This window comes from Cryobacterium sp. MP_M3 (assembly GCF_015752155.1).
Taxonomy (GTDB): Bacteria; Actinomycetota; Actinomycetes; order Actinomycetales; family Microbacteriaceae; genus Cryobacterium.
On the sequence record NZ_JADOVI010000030.1, the window covers coordinates 1 to 14,351 of the forward strand.

17 protein-coding genes and 2 pseudogenes are annotated in these 14,351 nt (G+C 68.6%); 11 read left to right on the top strand and 8 right to left on the bottom strand.

Annotated features, from left to right (window positions below; genetic code table 11):
- Positions 1 to 90: 90 nt before the first annotated feature.
- On the bottom strand, positions 91 to 309 hold the full coding sequence (locus IWX89_RS17725; RefSeq protein ID WP_196904860.1) for a hypothetical protein: 219 nt from the start codon (positions 307 to 309) through the stop codon (positions 91 to 93).
- A gap of 164 nt (positions 310 to 473) precedes the next feature.
- On the opposite strand from IWX89_RS17725, the gene IWX89_RS17730 reads away from it, so the two are divergent.
- The 7 genes from IWX89_RS17730 to IWX89_RS17760 all read left to right on the top strand — a co-directional run bounded on the left by IWX89_RS17730 (position 474) and on the right by IWX89_RS17760 (position 6,415).
- Complete coding sequence (locus IWX89_RS17730) at positions 474 to 827, top strand: helix-turn-helix transcriptional regulator (protein ID WP_196904861.1); 354 nt, start codon at positions 474 to 476, stop codon at positions 825 to 827.
- On the top strand, positions 824 to 1,510 hold the full coding sequence (locus tag IWX89_RS17735) for a cation transporter (protein WP_196904862.1): 687 nt from the start codon (positions 824 to 826) through the stop codon (positions 1,508 to 1,510). Before IWX89_RS17730 ends, IWX89_RS17735 begins: the two co-directional genes overlap by 4 nt.
- A 169-nt stretch (positions 1,511 to 1,679) precedes the next feature.
- Positions 1,680 to 2,090: a hypothetical protein gene (locus IWX89_RS17740; RefSeq protein ID WP_196904863.1), complete on the top strand. Its 411-nt coding sequence runs from the start codon at positions 1,680 to 1,682 to the stop codon at positions 2,088 to 2,090.
- Positions 2,091 to 2,325: 235 nt separating this feature from the next.
- Positions 2,326 to 2,970 (top strand): dihydrofolate reductase family protein, encoded by a 645-nt coding sequence (locus tag IWX89_RS17745; protein ID WP_196904864.1) that lies wholly within the window; start codon positions 2,326 to 2,328, stop codon positions 2,968 to 2,970.
- Between the two features lie 181 nt (positions 2,971 to 3,151).
- Positions 3,152 to 4,084 (top strand): 5'-3' exonuclease, encoded by a 933-nt coding sequence (locus tag IWX89_RS17750; RefSeq protein ID WP_196904876.1) that lies wholly within the window; start codon positions 3,152 to 3,154, stop codon positions 4,082 to 4,084.
- A gap of 152 nt (positions 4,085 to 4,236) precedes the next feature.
- The gene (locus IWX89_RS17755; protein WP_196904865.1) at positions 4,237 to 5,286 is read left to right on the top strand and encodes a zinc-binding dehydrogenase; all 1,050 of its coding nucleotides are present in this window, start codon (positions 4,237 to 4,239) and stop codon (positions 5,284 to 5,286) included.
- Positions 5,287 to 5,482: 196 nt separating this feature from the next.
- Positions 5,483 to 6,415, top strand: coding sequence for a hypothetical protein (locus tag IWX89_RS17760; RefSeq protein ID WP_307836621.1), 933 nt, complete (start codon positions 5,483 to 5,485; stop codon positions 6,413 to 6,415).
- A gap of 12 nt (positions 6,416 to 6,427) precedes the next feature.
- Here the strand turns inward: IWX89_RS17760 and IWX89_RS17765 are convergent, their stop codons facing one another.
- Positions 6,428 to 6,799 carry a helix-turn-helix domain-containing protein gene (locus IWX89_RS17765; RefSeq protein ID WP_196904866.1) on the bottom strand — a complete coding sequence of 124 codons (372 nt, stop codon included), beginning with the start codon at positions 6,797 to 6,799 and terminating at the stop codon, positions 6,428 to 6,430.
- A gap of 92 nt (positions 6,800 to 6,891) precedes the next feature.
- Here IWX89_RS17765 and IWX89_RS17770 point away from each other — a divergent pair, with 92 nt between their 5' ends.
- Complete coding sequence (locus IWX89_RS17770; protein ID WP_196904867.1) at positions 6,892 to 7,746, top strand: NAD(P)H-binding protein; 855 nt, start codon at positions 6,892 to 6,894, stop codon at positions 7,744 to 7,746.
- Between the two features lie 20 nt (positions 7,747 to 7,766).
- Here the strand turns inward: IWX89_RS17770 and IWX89_RS17775 are convergent, their stop codons facing one another.
- The 6 genes and pseudogenes from IWX89_RS17775 to IWX89_RS17800 all read right to left on the bottom strand — a co-directional run bounded on the left by IWX89_RS17775 (position 7,767) and on the right by IWX89_RS17800 (position 11,449).
- On the bottom strand, positions 7,767 to 7,913 hold the full coding sequence (locus IWX89_RS17775; protein ID WP_196904868.1) for a hypothetical protein: 147 nt from the start codon (positions 7,911 to 7,913) through the stop codon (positions 7,767 to 7,769).
- 28 nt (positions 7,914 to 7,941) lie between these two features.
- The gene (locus IWX89_RS19145) at positions 7,942 to 9,621 is read right to left on the bottom strand and encodes a cation-transporting P-type ATPase (RefSeq protein ID WP_196904869.1); all 1,680 of its coding nucleotides are present in this window, start codon (positions 9,619 to 9,621) and stop codon (positions 7,942 to 7,944) included.
- Positions 9,531 to 10,153, bottom strand: a pseudogene (locus IWX89_RS19150) (cation-translocating P-type ATPase); the annotation flags it as partial. The pseudogene IWX89_RS19150 and the gene IWX89_RS19145, both read right to left, overlap by 91 nt.
- Positions 10,154 to 10,367: 214 nt before the next feature.
- Positions 10,368 to 10,454: pseudogene (locus tag IWX89_RS19155) on the bottom strand (hypothetical protein); the annotation flags it as partial.
- Positions 10,455 to 10,494: 40 nt separating this feature from the next.
- Positions 10,495 to 10,923, bottom strand: coding sequence for a nuclear transport factor 2 family protein (locus IWX89_RS17795; RefSeq protein WP_196904872.1), 429 nt, complete (start codon positions 10,921 to 10,923; stop codon positions 10,495 to 10,497).
- Between the two features lie 19 nt (positions 10,924 to 10,942).
- Positions 10,943 to 11,449, bottom strand: coding sequence for a hypothetical protein (locus IWX89_RS17800; RefSeq protein WP_196904873.1), 507 nt, complete (start codon positions 11,447 to 11,449; stop codon positions 10,943 to 10,945).
- An 81-nt stretch (positions 11,450 to 11,530) separates the two neighbouring features.
- Here IWX89_RS17800 and IWX89_RS17805 point away from each other — a divergent pair, with 81 nt between their 5' ends.
- The 3 genes from IWX89_RS17805 (at position 11,531) to IWX89_RS17815 (ending at position 14,179) form a co-directional block, all read left to right on the top strand.
- Positions 11,531 to 12,760 carry a glycosyltransferase gene (locus IWX89_RS17805; protein WP_307836623.1) on the top strand — a complete coding sequence of 410 codons (1,230 nt, stop codon included), beginning with the start codon at positions 11,531 to 11,533 and terminating at the stop codon, positions 12,758 to 12,760.
- On the top strand, positions 12,757 to 13,491 hold the full coding sequence (locus IWX89_RS17810; RefSeq protein WP_196904874.1) for a PIG-L deacetylase family protein: 735 nt from the start codon (positions 12,757 to 12,759) through the stop codon (positions 13,489 to 13,491). Before IWX89_RS17805 ends, IWX89_RS17810 begins: the two co-directional genes overlap by 4 nt.
- 106 nt (positions 13,492 to 13,597) lie before the next feature.
- Complete coding sequence (locus tag IWX89_RS17815) at positions 13,598 to 14,179, top strand: cysteine hydrolase family protein (RefSeq protein ID WP_196904875.1); 582 nt, start codon at positions 13,598 to 13,600, stop codon at positions 14,177 to 14,179.
- Positions 14,180 to 14,351 lie beyond the last annotated feature (172 nt).

Consider the following 14,351-nt stretch of genomic DNA (forward strand, 5'->3'; position numbering starts at 1 on the left):
TAGGCCCAAGACTCGCTCAGCACAGTCGGCAGCCCACGTTGCGACGAGGCGGCGGTCAGCTTCGCTGAGTGACTGTGGGGAAGGCATGTCTCACCTGCTCGTGCGGTCGTGCCCTGGCCGTCGTAGGCCGAGCACAATCAGGATGACGCCGACGATGGTGAGGACTAGCCCGATGGAAAGCCATATCCGGTTACCCGTCATGAAACTACCGGGGATCAGATTCAGACCCTGCCCGGCCCAGACTCCGCCAAGGATTAGAGCGATCACGCCCACGGTGATCAGGGCGATGCGTCCGCTACGGCTAGTCACGTCTCCCAACGTACCCTGACTGTCTCACCCGTCGCCCGGTAGGGATCCCCGAATGCCACTCCCCCCAAGACTCCGGAACCTACGCGACTTGGCGCCGAATCTGCGTCGTCGAGGTCCGTTCACCGAGTTCAACCAATGGTCATCCGTGGCTGTATGGTCAGTTCATGCTGACGGTTGCCTCGCGCCTCGATGTCATGATCCGGCTCGGCCGGGCAATGGCCGATCCGACCCGTTCACGGATCCTGCTCAGCCTCCTCGAGCAGCCCGGCTATCCCGCCCGGCTGGCGCGCGACCTCGACCTCACACGCTCGAACGTATCGAACCATTTGAGCTGCCTGCGCGGTTGCGGCATTGTTGCCGCCGTGCCGGAGGGCCGACAAACACGGTACGAAATCGTCGACCAACACCTGACCCGAGCGCTGACGTTGCTCTTCGCCGTTGTGCTCTCGGTGGACGACGGCGTCGAATGCTGCGACAAAGACTGCGACCTGCCCCTCTGTTGCGGGACCAGCGCATGACCGCCACCACGAGCGGACCCGCCCCCGCCCTGGACCCGGTCCGGAAACTGATCCTTCAACGCCGAATACGGCTCGTCGTCGCCGTCACGATCACCTACAACGTGATCGAGGCGGTCATCGCGCTCACCGCCGGCACCGTGGCATCCTCTGCCGCCCTGATCAGCTTCGGTCTCGACTCCATCGTCGAAGTTCTCTCGGCAGCCGCGATCGCGTGGCAATTCGCCGCCCCCGACCCGGAGAAGCGCGAGAAGGTCGCGCTGCGCGTCGTTGCTTACTCCTTCTTCGGCCTGGCCGCCTACGTGATCGCTGATGCCTGCCTGTCGCTCTTCGGCCTTCGCGAAGCGGAGCACAGCCCCGTCGGGATCGCGCTGGCCGCCGTCAGCCTCGCCGTCATGCCTGTCCTGAGCTGGTTCGAACGTCGCACCGGCCGGGAGCTGGGATCCGCCTCGGCCGTGGCGGACTCGAAGCAGACCCTGATCTGCAGCTACCTGTCCGCCGCGCTCCTGGCCGGGCTGCTGCTCAATTCGCTCTTGGGGTGGGCGTGGGCGGATTCGATCGCCGCACTGGTGATCGCAGGGTTTGCCATCCGGGAGGGTGTGGAAGCCTGGAAGGGCGACACCTGCGCCGTGCCGATCATCGCCCTCACGGGTGAACGCACCGCCGACACGGACGCCTGCTGCTGACATAGCTCTGATCAGGCCAAACCCGGAAGACCTCGGCCTTCATCCGTGACGAGCCATCCGATCAAACGCGCGTGGTCATGCCGACCAGGCCGAGCAGGATCAAAGAAGCACCCCCATCTGGTTCCGCCTAGAGTTGCGGCATAAGCCCGACAGCTGAAAGGAACAGACCATGAGCACCGCCTTCAGTAAAGAGGAAAAGGCAGCAATGCGGGCAGCAGCGGCCGAAGCAAAGGCCGCACAGGAGGGCGCCGACCTGGAGGCAGTATGCCTGGCAGCGATCGCCGACATGACCGGCACGGATAAGGAGTTGGCCGAGACTCTGCACCAGCTGGTCAAGGGCCACACCACCCTGGGGTCAAAGACGTGGTACGGCATGCCGGCCTACACCAACGCTGAAGGCAAGGTCGTGGTGTTCTTCCAGAGCGCCGCCAAGTTCAAGGTGAGGTACGCCACCATCGGCTTCCAACAGGACGCGAACCTCGACGAAGGCAATTTCTGGCCGAGCTCCTACGCCGTGACAAGGCTGACCGCCGCCGATCAGAAGCGATTGGTGGCGTTGCTGGAGAGAGCCGTCAGCTAGGTGTCGTTCCCGTAGACCTTCGTGTCAGCGAGGCGGCCGCGATAGATTGGGCGAATGTCGCAGCTGGTTGACGAATACGCGCGCACATTGCCCGTTGGCCATCGCCAGATTTGCGTCAGCAGAACAAGTTGAAGAGGCAAGCCAGTACCTGCGCTCAATACTGAAGCAGTGGATAGCTCAAACCCAGACGGGACAATGAACCTGACTCTCAGGTCTGAACGGAGAGGAGAGCTCCATGACCGGTCGAATTCAGATCGACCTCTTCACCACGCTCGACGGGGTCGCCCAGGCTCCCGGAGGCCCCGACGAAGACACCGACGACGGATTCGCCTTCGGCGGCTGGCAGGCGCCCCTGATTGACGAGGCCGACGGCGCCCAGATAGCGGAGGGGATCCAGGCCATGGACGCGCTGCTGCTCGGCCGGCGCACCTACGACATCTTCGCCGGCTACTGGCCACATCACCTCGACGGGCCCGACGCCGACATCGCGCGCAAGTTCGACGCGATCCCCAAGTACGTCGCCTCGCGGGGCGCGCCGAACCTCGGCTGGCGGGACTCGCATCTGCTCGGCCGCGACCTCGCCGCAGAGCTGGCTGTTCTGCGCGAGCGGCACCGGGAGATCCACGTGATCGGCAGCATCGACTTCGCCCGCACTCTCGTCGCCGACGGCCTGTTTGACCAGTTGAATCTGTGGGTCTACCCGATCGTGCTCGGCCCCGGCAAACGCCTCTTCCCCGCGGACGGGCCGCCCCTGTCCCTTGAACTGCTCAGCGCCGCGGCCCCGTCGAAGAAGGGCACGGTTCTGCTGCGGTACGGTCCGACGGGTTCCGCCCCGGCGACGGGTGACATGAGCCGAACGGATGAGTCTGATATCGGATGATCCGGCATCCGTTCTCCGGGCTCGCCTGGCACCTGACCTGGAACAGAGGCACGAGTTCCAGGGTCAGGGCGTGCACGTCCGCGCCGACGACGGACGTCCCGTTCGGCGTCGCTGCGGCCTTCGACCGCTCTCCGGCCGATTGTGGGAGGATGCCGCCGTGACCGATCACCGCGAGCGCCTGATGCTCCTCGACACCGCTGCCCTCTACTTCCGCGCCTTCCACGGGGTGCCCGATTCCGTGCAGGCGCCGAACGGCACACCTGTGAACGCCGTCCGGGGACTGCTCGACATCATCGCCCGGCTCGCGTCCGAGTTCCGGCCGAGCGGAATCGTGGCCTGCTGGGACGACGACTGGCGCCCCGGTTGGCGGGTGGACCTGATACCCACCTACAAGACCCATCGGGTCGCCGCCGCACAGCCGGCGGATGCCGGCGGCCACCCGCTCGAGGACGTTCCAGACTTGCTCCTCCCTCAGGTCCCGGTCATCCGTGAGGTGCTCGGCGCCCTCGGGGTGCCGGTGATCGGGGCCCCGGACCACGAGGCTGACGATGTTATCGGCACGCTGGCCTCGCAGTCCCGGATCCCTGTGGATGTCGTCACCGGCGACCGTGACCTCTTCCAGCTGGTCGACGACTCCCGCGACGTGCGGGTCATCTACACCGGGCGCGGCATGGCCCGGCTGGAGATCCTGACGGATGCCGCGCTCCTGGCCAAATACGGAGTCAGCCCGGCGCAGTACGCGGACTTCGCCGCGATGCGCGGCGACGCCTCCGACGGGCTGCCCGGCGTGCCCGGCGTCGGCGAGAAGACGGCGGCCGCGCTGCTGTCCGGTTACGGCAGCCTCGACGGGATCGTCGCCGCAGCGGCAGACACCGCGTCGGGGATGGCCTCACCCGTGCGCGCCAGGATCATCGCCGCCGCCGACTACCTCACAGTCGCCCCGGCCGTGGTGAAGGTCGTCCGCGACCTCGACCTGCCCGTGTTCGACGCGCGCATCCGGGTCGGCACCGGCGATCGGGCAGCCGAACTGGATCGGTTGGCCGCCGAGTGGGGACTCGAGTCGTCGCTGACGCGCGCCCAAGACGCCCTGGCCGCACTGGCCCCACTGGCTTAAAGCGGTCGCCGCGCGTTCACCCGATGGGTCCAGCGGCGCGAAAGGGCCAGCCGCCGTGACCGAACCTGCTGACCGGACTTCCGGGCATGTCGCCGCGCCTCCGTCGCGAGGCGGCTTTCGCGCAATTCCGCCAAGGCTGGCAGGCTTGACCGATGGACACCATGACCGCAGCCGTATTGACCAGATTCGGCGGTCCCGACGTACTCGAGCTGCATCACGACTGGCCCCGCCCCCTGCCGCGGCGAGGTCAGGTGCTGGTGAAAGTCACCGCGGCTGCGGTCAACAACACCGACCTGTGGACCCGCCAGGGCGCATACGGGCTGCCCGAAGACCCGTCGGCGCAGGCCGGGTGGCTGGGCACCTTCGATTTCCCGCGCATCCAGGGCGGTGACATCGCCGGCGTCGTCGTGGAGGCCGGGCCGGGAGCGACCGGTGAACTGGTGGGCCGCCGCGTGCTGGTCGACCCGGCCCTCTACGGCTCCGATGACGACGACGCGTCGCCGGTGGGCTACCTCGGCAGCGAGGCCGACGGCGGGTTCGCACAGTACGTCGCCGTGGATGCCTCTCATGCGCACGATGTGCAGGACTCGCCGCTGTCCGACGAGCAGCTGGCGTGCCTGCCGGTCGCGTTCGGCACGGCGATCGGGATGCTGGAACGCGCGAGCGTGCGCTCGGGCGAGGCGGTGCTCGTGACGGGCGCCTCCGGGGGCGTCGGACTCGCGCTGGTGCAGCTCGCGGCGGCTCGAGGAGCGCATGTGCTGGCGATCACCAGCGGGTCCAAAGGGGACGCCGTGCTCGCAAACGGGGCTGCCCAGGTCTTCAACCGTGATTCACCCGACGTCCTGGCCCGGATCAGTGCCGCGGCCCCCCGCGGTCTGGACGCGGTTGCCGACATCGCCGGCGGGCCGGGGCTCGCCGCGATGATGCCTCTGCTCCGCGACAACGGCCGATGGGTGATCGCCGGTGCCGTGGCCGGGCCGGTCGTCGAGTTCGACCTGCGCCGCCTCTACCTCCACAACGTGCAGCTGATCGGATCTTCCATGCACACGCGGGTCCATTTCCGCCGGCTGGTCGAGCTCGCTCGCGGCGGCCAGGTCCGGCCTCAGATCAGCAGCACCTTCCCCTTGGCCGAAATCGCGGATGCGCAGAAGGAGTTCGCCGAGCGCCGGCACATCGGCAAGATCGTTCTCCTGCCGCACTAGGGAAACCGTTGGCGGGAGGGCTGCTCCACGCAGCGGGGCGCCCAGGTTTCGTTGCTTTACGCGGCATACGCACCCCGGAGCACGAAATGGTCGATGATGGCATAGTCGGCGCCCGCGCGCCGGCCTGCCGACCGTTTCCGCCCGACCAGGAAGACTCTCTCATGCCGCACAACGCGATCGTCCGGCGGGGCGAACGGTGACCGCGGAGAGCTCCCGGTTCTTCGGGTCGGGCCGGAGCATCCGGCTCACCCTGGCCTGGGCCCTGCCCGTCGCGGTCCTCTTCCTTGTCGCGGCCGTGCTCGCCGCCAAGGGCATTCGCTCCGTGCCCGCGGTCGAATCCTTCTTGGTCGACTATCCCGGCGCCTCCGCGCTGCCGGCCGGGGCACCTGTCGGTTTTCCTGCCTGGCTGGCCTGGCAGCACGGCCTGAACGTCTTCTTCATCCTGTTCATCGTGCGCTCGGGCTGGCAGGTGCGCACGGCCGGGCGTCCGACCATGTTCTGGACCCGGCGGAACACCGGCGCCCTGCGCACCCGCCGGGCACCGACCCGGATGGGCATCAACGTCTGGCTGCACCTCACCGTCGACGCCCTCTGGGTGCTCAACGGGCTGGTCTTCTACGTGCTGCTCTTCGCCACCGGCCAGTGGGTGCGGATCGTGCCGGTCAGCTGGGACGTCTTCCCGAACGCCGTCTCCGCCCTGATCCAGTACGCGTCACTGGGCTGGCCCGTCGGCGACGGCTGGGTCAACTACAACGCCCTGCAGACGCTGAGTTACTTCAGCATCGTGTTCGTGGCCGCGCCTCTCGCCCTGGCCACCGGCATCCGGCTTTCTCCACTCTGGACCTCTCGCAGGCTCAGCAAACTCGTCCCGATCGCCGCGACCCGGGCCGTGCATGTCGGCGTGATGGTCTTCTTCCTGGTCTTCATCGCGGTGCACGTCACACTGGTTCTCGCGACCGGCGCCCTGCGCAATCTGAACCACATGTACGCGGCAACGAGCGGCAACGGCTGGACCGGGTTCTGGATCTTCGCTGCGTCGCTGGCTGTGATGGTTGTGGCCTGGCTCGCCGCCGGCCCCCGCCTGCTGCGCGCCGTCGCCTCACTCGGCGGCACCGTTACGAGCCGCTAGGTCGGTCCGCTCTCATAGCGCCACGATCTCGTCGGCGTTGTCGGCGATCCAGTCCATCAGCGGCAGCAGGCGGCGGGTGAGCTCCCGGCCTCGCTCGGTCAGCTCGTAGTCGACGCGCGGCGGGATGGTTGCCTGCGCCTCCCGGTTGACGAAACCGTCCGCCTCGAGTGTGCGCAGGGTCGACGCGAGCATCTTCTCGCTGATGCCCTCGATGGCCCGCCGCAGTTCTCCCCAGCGGAGGGACTCCTGCTCGAGCGCCAGCAGCACCAGCACGCCCCACTTGCTGGTCACATGGTCGAGCACCGTGCGGGTGGCGCACTTCGCCGGATACAGGCCGCCGACCGCGCCGGGCCGGGCCCGGGAAACCTCAAAACTTACCTTCATGTGGGTAGCTTACAAAAAAGTGGGTACCTGCGTCAGGGAAGTAATGGAACTGGCCGGTCGTTGACACCGGCAAGCAACCGAAAGGGCATCCCATGTCATACATCGTCACGGCCACCTCCGGCCACCTCGGCCGTCTCATCGTCGAGTCCCTGCTCGCCCGGGGCGCGGCCCCCGCCGACATCATCGCCACCGCTCGCAACGCGGACAACCTGGCGGCGCTGGCCGCCCTCGGCGTGAAGACGGCCGTGCTCGACTATGCACGGCCCGAGACGGTGACCGCGGTCGTCCAGCCCGGCGACGTGCTCGCCCTGGTGTCCGGCTCCGAGCTCGGCCGGCGCTTCCTCCAGCACTCGACGGTGATCACGGCGGCCATGGAGGCCGGCGTGGGCCGCATCGTGTACACGAGCGCGCCCCAGGCCACCACCTCGGACCTGCTGCTGGCGCCCGAGCACAAGGCGACAGAGGAGTTCCTGGTCGCGTCCGGGGTTCCATTCACGATCCTCCGCAACGGCTGGTACACCGAGAACTACGCCGGGGAGATCGAGAAGGCGCGCCAGTCGGGCGAGATCGTCGCGAGCGTCGGCTCCGGCCGGGTCGCCAGCGCCAGCCGGGCCGACTACGCGGATGCCGCGGCGGTCGCCCTCCTGGACGGCTCCCTCGCCGGTCGTACCCTCGAGCTCTCGGGCGACCACGCCTGGGACTTCGCCGAACTCGCGGCGACGATCGGCGCACTGATCGGCACGGAGGTGGCCTTCCGCAACCTCGCACCGGCGGAGCATGCGGAACTGCTCGCGGGGTTCGGGCTGGACCAGGGCACGGTGGGCTTCGTCGTCGGGCTCGACGCCAACATCCGTGACGGTCTGCTCGGCGAGACCAGCGGGGACCTCGCCCGCCTCATCGGCCGGCCGACGACACCGCTCGCGGCAGGGCTGGCGGCTGCCGCCTAGAGGTGCAGGAGGCGACGCACCTAGTCGAAGAACTCGATCCGCGGCTCTCCGATGACGCCGCCTCGCTGCATCGCCTCTTTCAGGTCGGGGTTAGCGAAGAAGGCGTGGGCTTTCTCCACCGAGTCGAAGTAGTGGAGCACGAGGACGGTGTCAGGGTCGCCGGCCATTCGGTGAGTGGACGACTGGGTGACGAACTCAACGGTTCCCGGTGCCGACGGCGACCTTGTAGACCTCGAACCAGGCCACTCCGGCGAAACCCGCGATGAAGGCGACCGCCCAGTCGCCCGGCCCGATCGGACCCAGGTTGAAAGCATCCCGGAGCCCCGGGACGAGCAGCACGATCAGGAGCAGGGAAACGGAACCCAGCAGCATCCACTTGACCGTGCGGTTTCGGTGCTCGAAGGTTCGCCAGATGTTCAGCGTCCACGACCGTTTCACCAGGATGAGAGCAACGTTGCCGATCACCAGGGTCGCGAAGGTGACCGAGCGCACGACGTCGTCCGGCCGATCAGCCAGGACCGCCCACAAGTAGACGCCCAGCACGGCCGCAAGGGCGGAGACGCCCTGGAGCACGGCGATCGTGAGCACACGCCGGTCGAACATGGGCTCGGCGAGACCCCGCGGCTGGTGCTCCATGATGCGAGGGTCGGCCTGCTCCGACTCGAACACGACGGAACAGGCCGGGTCGATGATCAGCTCGAGGAACGCGATCAGCACGGCCAGGAGAACAAGGGGCCAGTCGCCGACGAAGACCGGGATGAGCGACATTCCCACGATCGGCACGTGCACGGCGATGATGTACGACATCGCCTTGCGCAGGTTGTCGAAGATGCCGCGCCCCTGGCGGATTCCGGCGGCGATGGAGGCGAAGTCGTCGTCGGTGATCACGAGCGCGGCGGACTCGCGGGCCACATCGGTGCCGCGAGCGCCCATGGCGATTCCGATATCGGCGGCGCGCAAGGCGGGCGCGTCGTTGACGCCGTCCCCGGTCATCCCGACCACCTCGCCGTTGGCCTTGAGCGCACGGATGAGCTGGAGTTTCTGCCCGGGAACCATCCGGGCGAAGACGCTGACGGTGCGGATGCGCCGCGCCAGTTCCGCGGTCTCCATCGCCGCCAGCTCGGGGCCGGTGATGCAGCCGCCCTCATCGCCGAGTCCGATCTCGCGTGCGACCGCCAGCGCCGTGCCGGGATAGTCCCCCGTGATCATGACGGTGCGGACTCCGGCGCGCGCACACTCGGCGACGGCCTCCGCGACGCCCGGGCGCACGGGATCCCGCAGCCCGGCCAGGCCCAGGAACTCGAATTCGAAGTCGTGTTGCGCCTCCGGGAGGGTGCGTTCGCGGCCGAAGACGGCGCGCGCCACAGCCAGTACCCGCTGGCCTCCCCGCGTGGCACGGTCCACCTGGATGGTGAGACCCTTGATCCGTTCCGCGTCGAGATGGCAGAGGTCGGCGATGGCCTCTGGTGCCCCTTGGCCGCGATGACGTAGTCGGTGCCGTTCGGCGAGCGCCAGACATGGGAGAGGGCGAGCAGCTTGTCCGACAACGGGTACTCCCGCACGAGTTCCCACCCCGGGTGGGCGTGCTCGGTGCCGGCGAGGCAGGCATCCGCCAACTCGGTGAAGGCGAGATCCATCGGGTCGAACGGATCGATCGGCGACGCGAGCCGGCCGAACTCGACGAGGGGGTGAAAGCGTTCCGGCACGGGCCGGCCGTCGATCACGTGGGAGGCCCCGTCCACGACGAGCTCCTGCGCTGTCATGCTGTTCATCGTGAGCGTGCCGGTCTTGTCCACGCAGATGACCGTTGCCGTCCCGAGCGTTTCTATCACCGGCATCCGCCGGGTGAGGATGTGCCGTTGCGACATGCGCCACGCGCCGAGGGCGAGAAAGACCGCGAGCACGACCGGGAACTCCTCAGGGAGCATCGCCATCGCGGTGGCGATGCCCGCCAGGACCCCTTCCAACCAGACCCCTCGGGTCAGGCCGTAGATCACCGTGACGGCCAGTGCCGCGAGGAGGCCGATCACGGCGATGACGCGCACGAGGCGGTCGATCTCCCGTTGCAGGGGGTGCGGTCGGTTTCGATCGTGCGCAGCGCCGTTCCGATCCAGCCCAATTCGGTGTTCGCCGCCGTGCCCTTGACCACGGCGATGGCCCGCCCTTTGACGACGAGGGTCCCCGAGAACACCCACGGTGTTCCGCCGCCGCCCGGTGCCCCCATCGGTGCGGACACGGACTCGGTGGCGAGAGCCGACTTGCGCACCGGCACGGATTCTCCGGTGAGGGCGGATTCGTCGACAGAGACGTTGACGCAGTCGACCAGCGCGGAATCGGCGGGAACCCGGTCGCCTTCGGCGAGCAGCACTGTGTCGCCGCGCACGACATCGCGTCCGGCGATGCGCACCTGGCTGCCGTCGCGGATGACGAGCGCGCGGGGATGTAAGGTCGCGAAGCGCAGCGAGGGCGTTCTCGGTCTTGCGTTCCTGGTAGATCGAGATGCCGATGACGATGACGACGAAGGACATCAGGATCGCGCCGTCCAGGGGCTCGGCGAGGAGGAAATTGACGGTTCCGGCGCCGAGGAGGAGCAGCAACATCGGCTGCCTGATGACGTCCCAGGCCTGATAGGGCAGGTTCCGGGGTTTCGCGGATGGGAGCTCGTTCGGGCCGTCGGCGGCGAGGTCGCCATCCTCCAGCGGAAGCAATTCCAGCGCAATGGCGGGTGACGGCGACCGGTCCGACAGGTCAGCGCGAAAAGATACCCCTGCCGCTCGCGAGGTCGATGGGTAGCGAGGTGTGCTCGTGGACGACCTTCCAGGTTCCGTCCTGGCGCTCGAGGCCGACCGTGATGCGGTTCGTCATCGAGCGCAGGGACTCCCCGGCCGCCGACGTCGCGGCATACGTCACGGCGGCGGACGCGAAGGCGACGTTGCTGCCGATGGAGGAGCGCACCTCGGCGAAGGTCACATCGACCAGCTCGGTGCCGAGAGAGCCGAACCACTCGGTCGCCATCGCCCGCCAGGCGGCGATGCCGACGTGCTCCCACCGGCCCCACGCGTCGAATACGTGCACGTCCTCGGCATAGATGTCGGCGAACGCGTCGACGTCCTTCGCGCGGACGGCGGCCGCATAGGCCTCAAGGGCCCGGGTGACCGGGGTGTGATCGGTGCTCATGTGTCTTCTCCGGTTCTCGTCAGGAAGTCGCCGGCTCCGTGCACCGGGAGGTGGAGCGGATGATCACCTGCGGGACGCCGGTCTCGTCCGTGACGGTGACCCGGTAGATCAGGAGTTGCTGGCCGACAAGTTTGAGCGCGATGTGGTCCCGGTTGTCCAGGGTCTTCTCGGTGACGCTCCAGCCCTTGCCCTCATAGTGCCGGGCGACGCTGTCGACCCAGGCATTGCGGTCGAAGTCGGGCCCGACGGTCAACGTGCGGGACACGGCAACCTCTTCGCCGCCGCTTCCGTCCGGGCAGTCGGAGCCCGCGCTCGCCTCCGAGGTGGACACGATGGTGCCCGCGGGAAGCGTCGCCGCGATCGAATCGACGTCGACGAGCACTTCCTCGATCACGCCGGCGCGGGTGGTCGGCCTGTCCGTGCGCATGTTCAGGCTGATGGTCACGACCACGAGCAGGATCATTGACACCGACACGGCCAACGCAATTGTCGGGCCGACCTTCCAGAACTTTCCCCTGGTCCCCATTCCCGCAGCCTATCCGCCGGGCTGCGGGCGCGGGCGAATACTTCCCAGAGAACGCCGAATCTGCGGGGCTACGATCTTCTGGTGCCTGACCCGTTGCCTTCCCTTCACATCGCGCTCGTCTGCCTGCACACCTCGCCGGGCGCGGAGCCGGGTTCGGGCGACGCCGGCGGCATGAACGTCGTAGTCCGCCAGCAGGCCGAGGCCCTGGCCGCGGCGGGCCACACCGTGGACATCCTGACCCGGCGCTCGTCGTTCGAACTGGCCGGCAATGTGCAGCTCACCCCGGGGGTCACCCTGCGGTACCTCGACGCCGGCCCGGCGGAACCCGTGGCGAAGGGCGACCACGAGGCGTTCATCGACGAGTTCCGGCTGCGGATGAGCGCCCTCGGCCCCTATGACATCTACCACTCCCACCACTGGTTCTCCGGGATGGCCGCCCTTCCCCTCGCCCGTCTCGGCGGGGTGCCCCATGTGCAGAGCTTCCACAGCATTGCGGCCGACGAGTCCACCCCGCTGTCCGCCGGGGAGCGCCCGGAATCACCCGGGCGGATGGCCGGAGAGGCCTGGCTCGCCCGCGAATCCGACGCCATCGTGGCGATCAGCGCGGCCGAGGCCGAAACCGTGGTGGTACGCCTCGGCGGCTCACCTGATCGAGTCGCCGTCGTGCCGCCGGGCGTCGACGGGAGCCTCTTCCGTCCGACCGCTCCGGAACCTGCCGCGGGCCGCGGCTATGCGGTCGTGGCCGCGCGCCTCCAGCCGTTGAAGGGCCTCGACCTGGCAATCGAGGCGATCGCAGCGGTCCCGGAAGCGGTGCGCCCCGAACTGGTCATCGCCGGGGACGCCTCGGGCGACTTCGACGGATACGTCGACGAACTCAAGGCGCTCGCGGCCCGGCATGGGATCGGAGCCGGAGTGCGCTTCGTCGGCCCGCAGTCCCGGGTCGCGCTGGCCGCGCTGCTGCGCGATGCTCGTGTGGTGCTCATCCCTTCCCACTCCGAGACCTTCGGCCTGGTCGCCCTCGAAGGCGCGGCGAGCGGCGTGCCCGTGGTCGCCGCGGCATCCGGCGGCCTCCGCGAGGCCGTCCTCCACGGCGACACCGGTGTGGTGCTCGAGTCGCGCGACCCCGCCGCCTGGGCCGGCGCCATCACCACGATCCTGTCGAACCCCGGCCTGGCCCGGCGCCTGGCCGTCGCGGGGCGCGAGCACGCGGAGGACCTGGACTGGCCCCGCTCGGCCAGAGGCCTGCTGGTCGTCTACCGTGCTCTCACCGGCCCCGGCGCGGACCACCACCAGCATCTCGCGATCGCGTGAATCTGAGCCTGGGCGGCCCCGTGCTCCTCGTGCACGCCCACCCCGACGACGAGGCGATCTCCACCGGTGCCCTGATCGCGGAACTGGTCGAGCGCGGCATCCGGGTGTCGCTGCTCACCGCCTCCCGCGGCGAACGCGGCGAGGTCGTTCCGGGGCCGCTCTCCGGCCTCGAGGGCACGGCCGAGCTGACCACGGCACGCGAACAGGAGTTGCAGCGGGCCACGACCGCGCTCGGGGTCTCCGACCGGTTCTGGCTCGGCGAGCCGCCCGCCCGGGCAGCCGGCCTGGCCCCGCGCCGCTACCGGGACTCCGGCATGACCTGGATCCGCCCCGGATTGGCCGGCCCCGCGGACGACGTCGACGACGACGCCCTCGCGATCGCGCCCCTGGCCGAGGTGGTGGCGGATATCGCGCCCCTCATCCTGGCGCTGCGGCCGGCGCTCGTCATCAGCTACGACAGCGGAGGAGGCTACGGGCACCCCGACCATGTGCGGATGCACGATGCCGCCCTCGCATCGTGCCGCGCCGTGGGCACGCCGTTCGCGGAGATCCTGCACGAGCCCGCCGATGACGGCGAATGGTTCGTTCTTGACCGGCACCTGCCCACGGTGACCGCCGCCCTCCGCTGTCACGCCAGCCAGCTCACCGTCGACGGTTCGCACATCGTGCACTCCGGCGGGCAGCGGGAGCCGATCACCACGTCGATCGGGTTGCGGCTCATTCGGGCATAGCCGGCATCGGAACCGGCGCCGAGATGAGGACAGGGCAGGTGGTCCTGGTCCGAAACGGATGCCGGCCACGGTGCGCGAAACCGCCGAAAGGGGGTTTGATGGAGGAATGACCAGCATTGACACAAACGCGGCACTCGTCATCATCGATGTGCAGCAGGGATTCGATGAGTCCGAGTGGGGCTCCACCACCAATCTCGGCTGCGAGGCCAACATCGACGCCCTCGCGACAGCCTGGATTTCGACCGGCCGGCCGATCGTCGTCGTGCGGCACGACAGCAAGACTGCGGGGTCGTCGCTGCATCCGGGGAAGCCGGGAAACGCGCTCAAACCGAGCATCGCGGCGCTCCCGGCCAGCCTGCTGGTGACCAAGAATGTGAACTCGGCCTTCATCGGCGACCCCGACCTGCACCAGTGGCTCGGGCGGCAGGGCATCCACCAGCTCGTGATCTGCGGCATCCAGACCAATATGTGCGTGGAGACCACCGCCCGGATGGGCGGCAACCTCGGCTACGACGTGATCGTTCCCCTGGACGCCACCCGCACCTTCGGCCTGGTCGAGCTGGCGCCGCGGAACGGGGCCCCGCTGTCGGCCACGGCCGACGAGGTCATGCGCATGACCGCCCTGAACCTGGCCGCCGGAGGGTTCGCCACGGTGACCAGCACCGCGGAGTTGCTCCCGCTGGTTTGATCTCCCTCGGGTCTGTCGAAATCACCCTGGACTTGTCCTCCACAAAACGGGTTTGATCAGCTTATCCACACCCAAGTGCGAGGTCCGGTTGTGCCCCGGGGAATGTCGGTGGCTGGTCGTAGTGTGCGGGTATGGCCATCCCGGTGAGCACCACCCAGCAGCAGCTCGGACG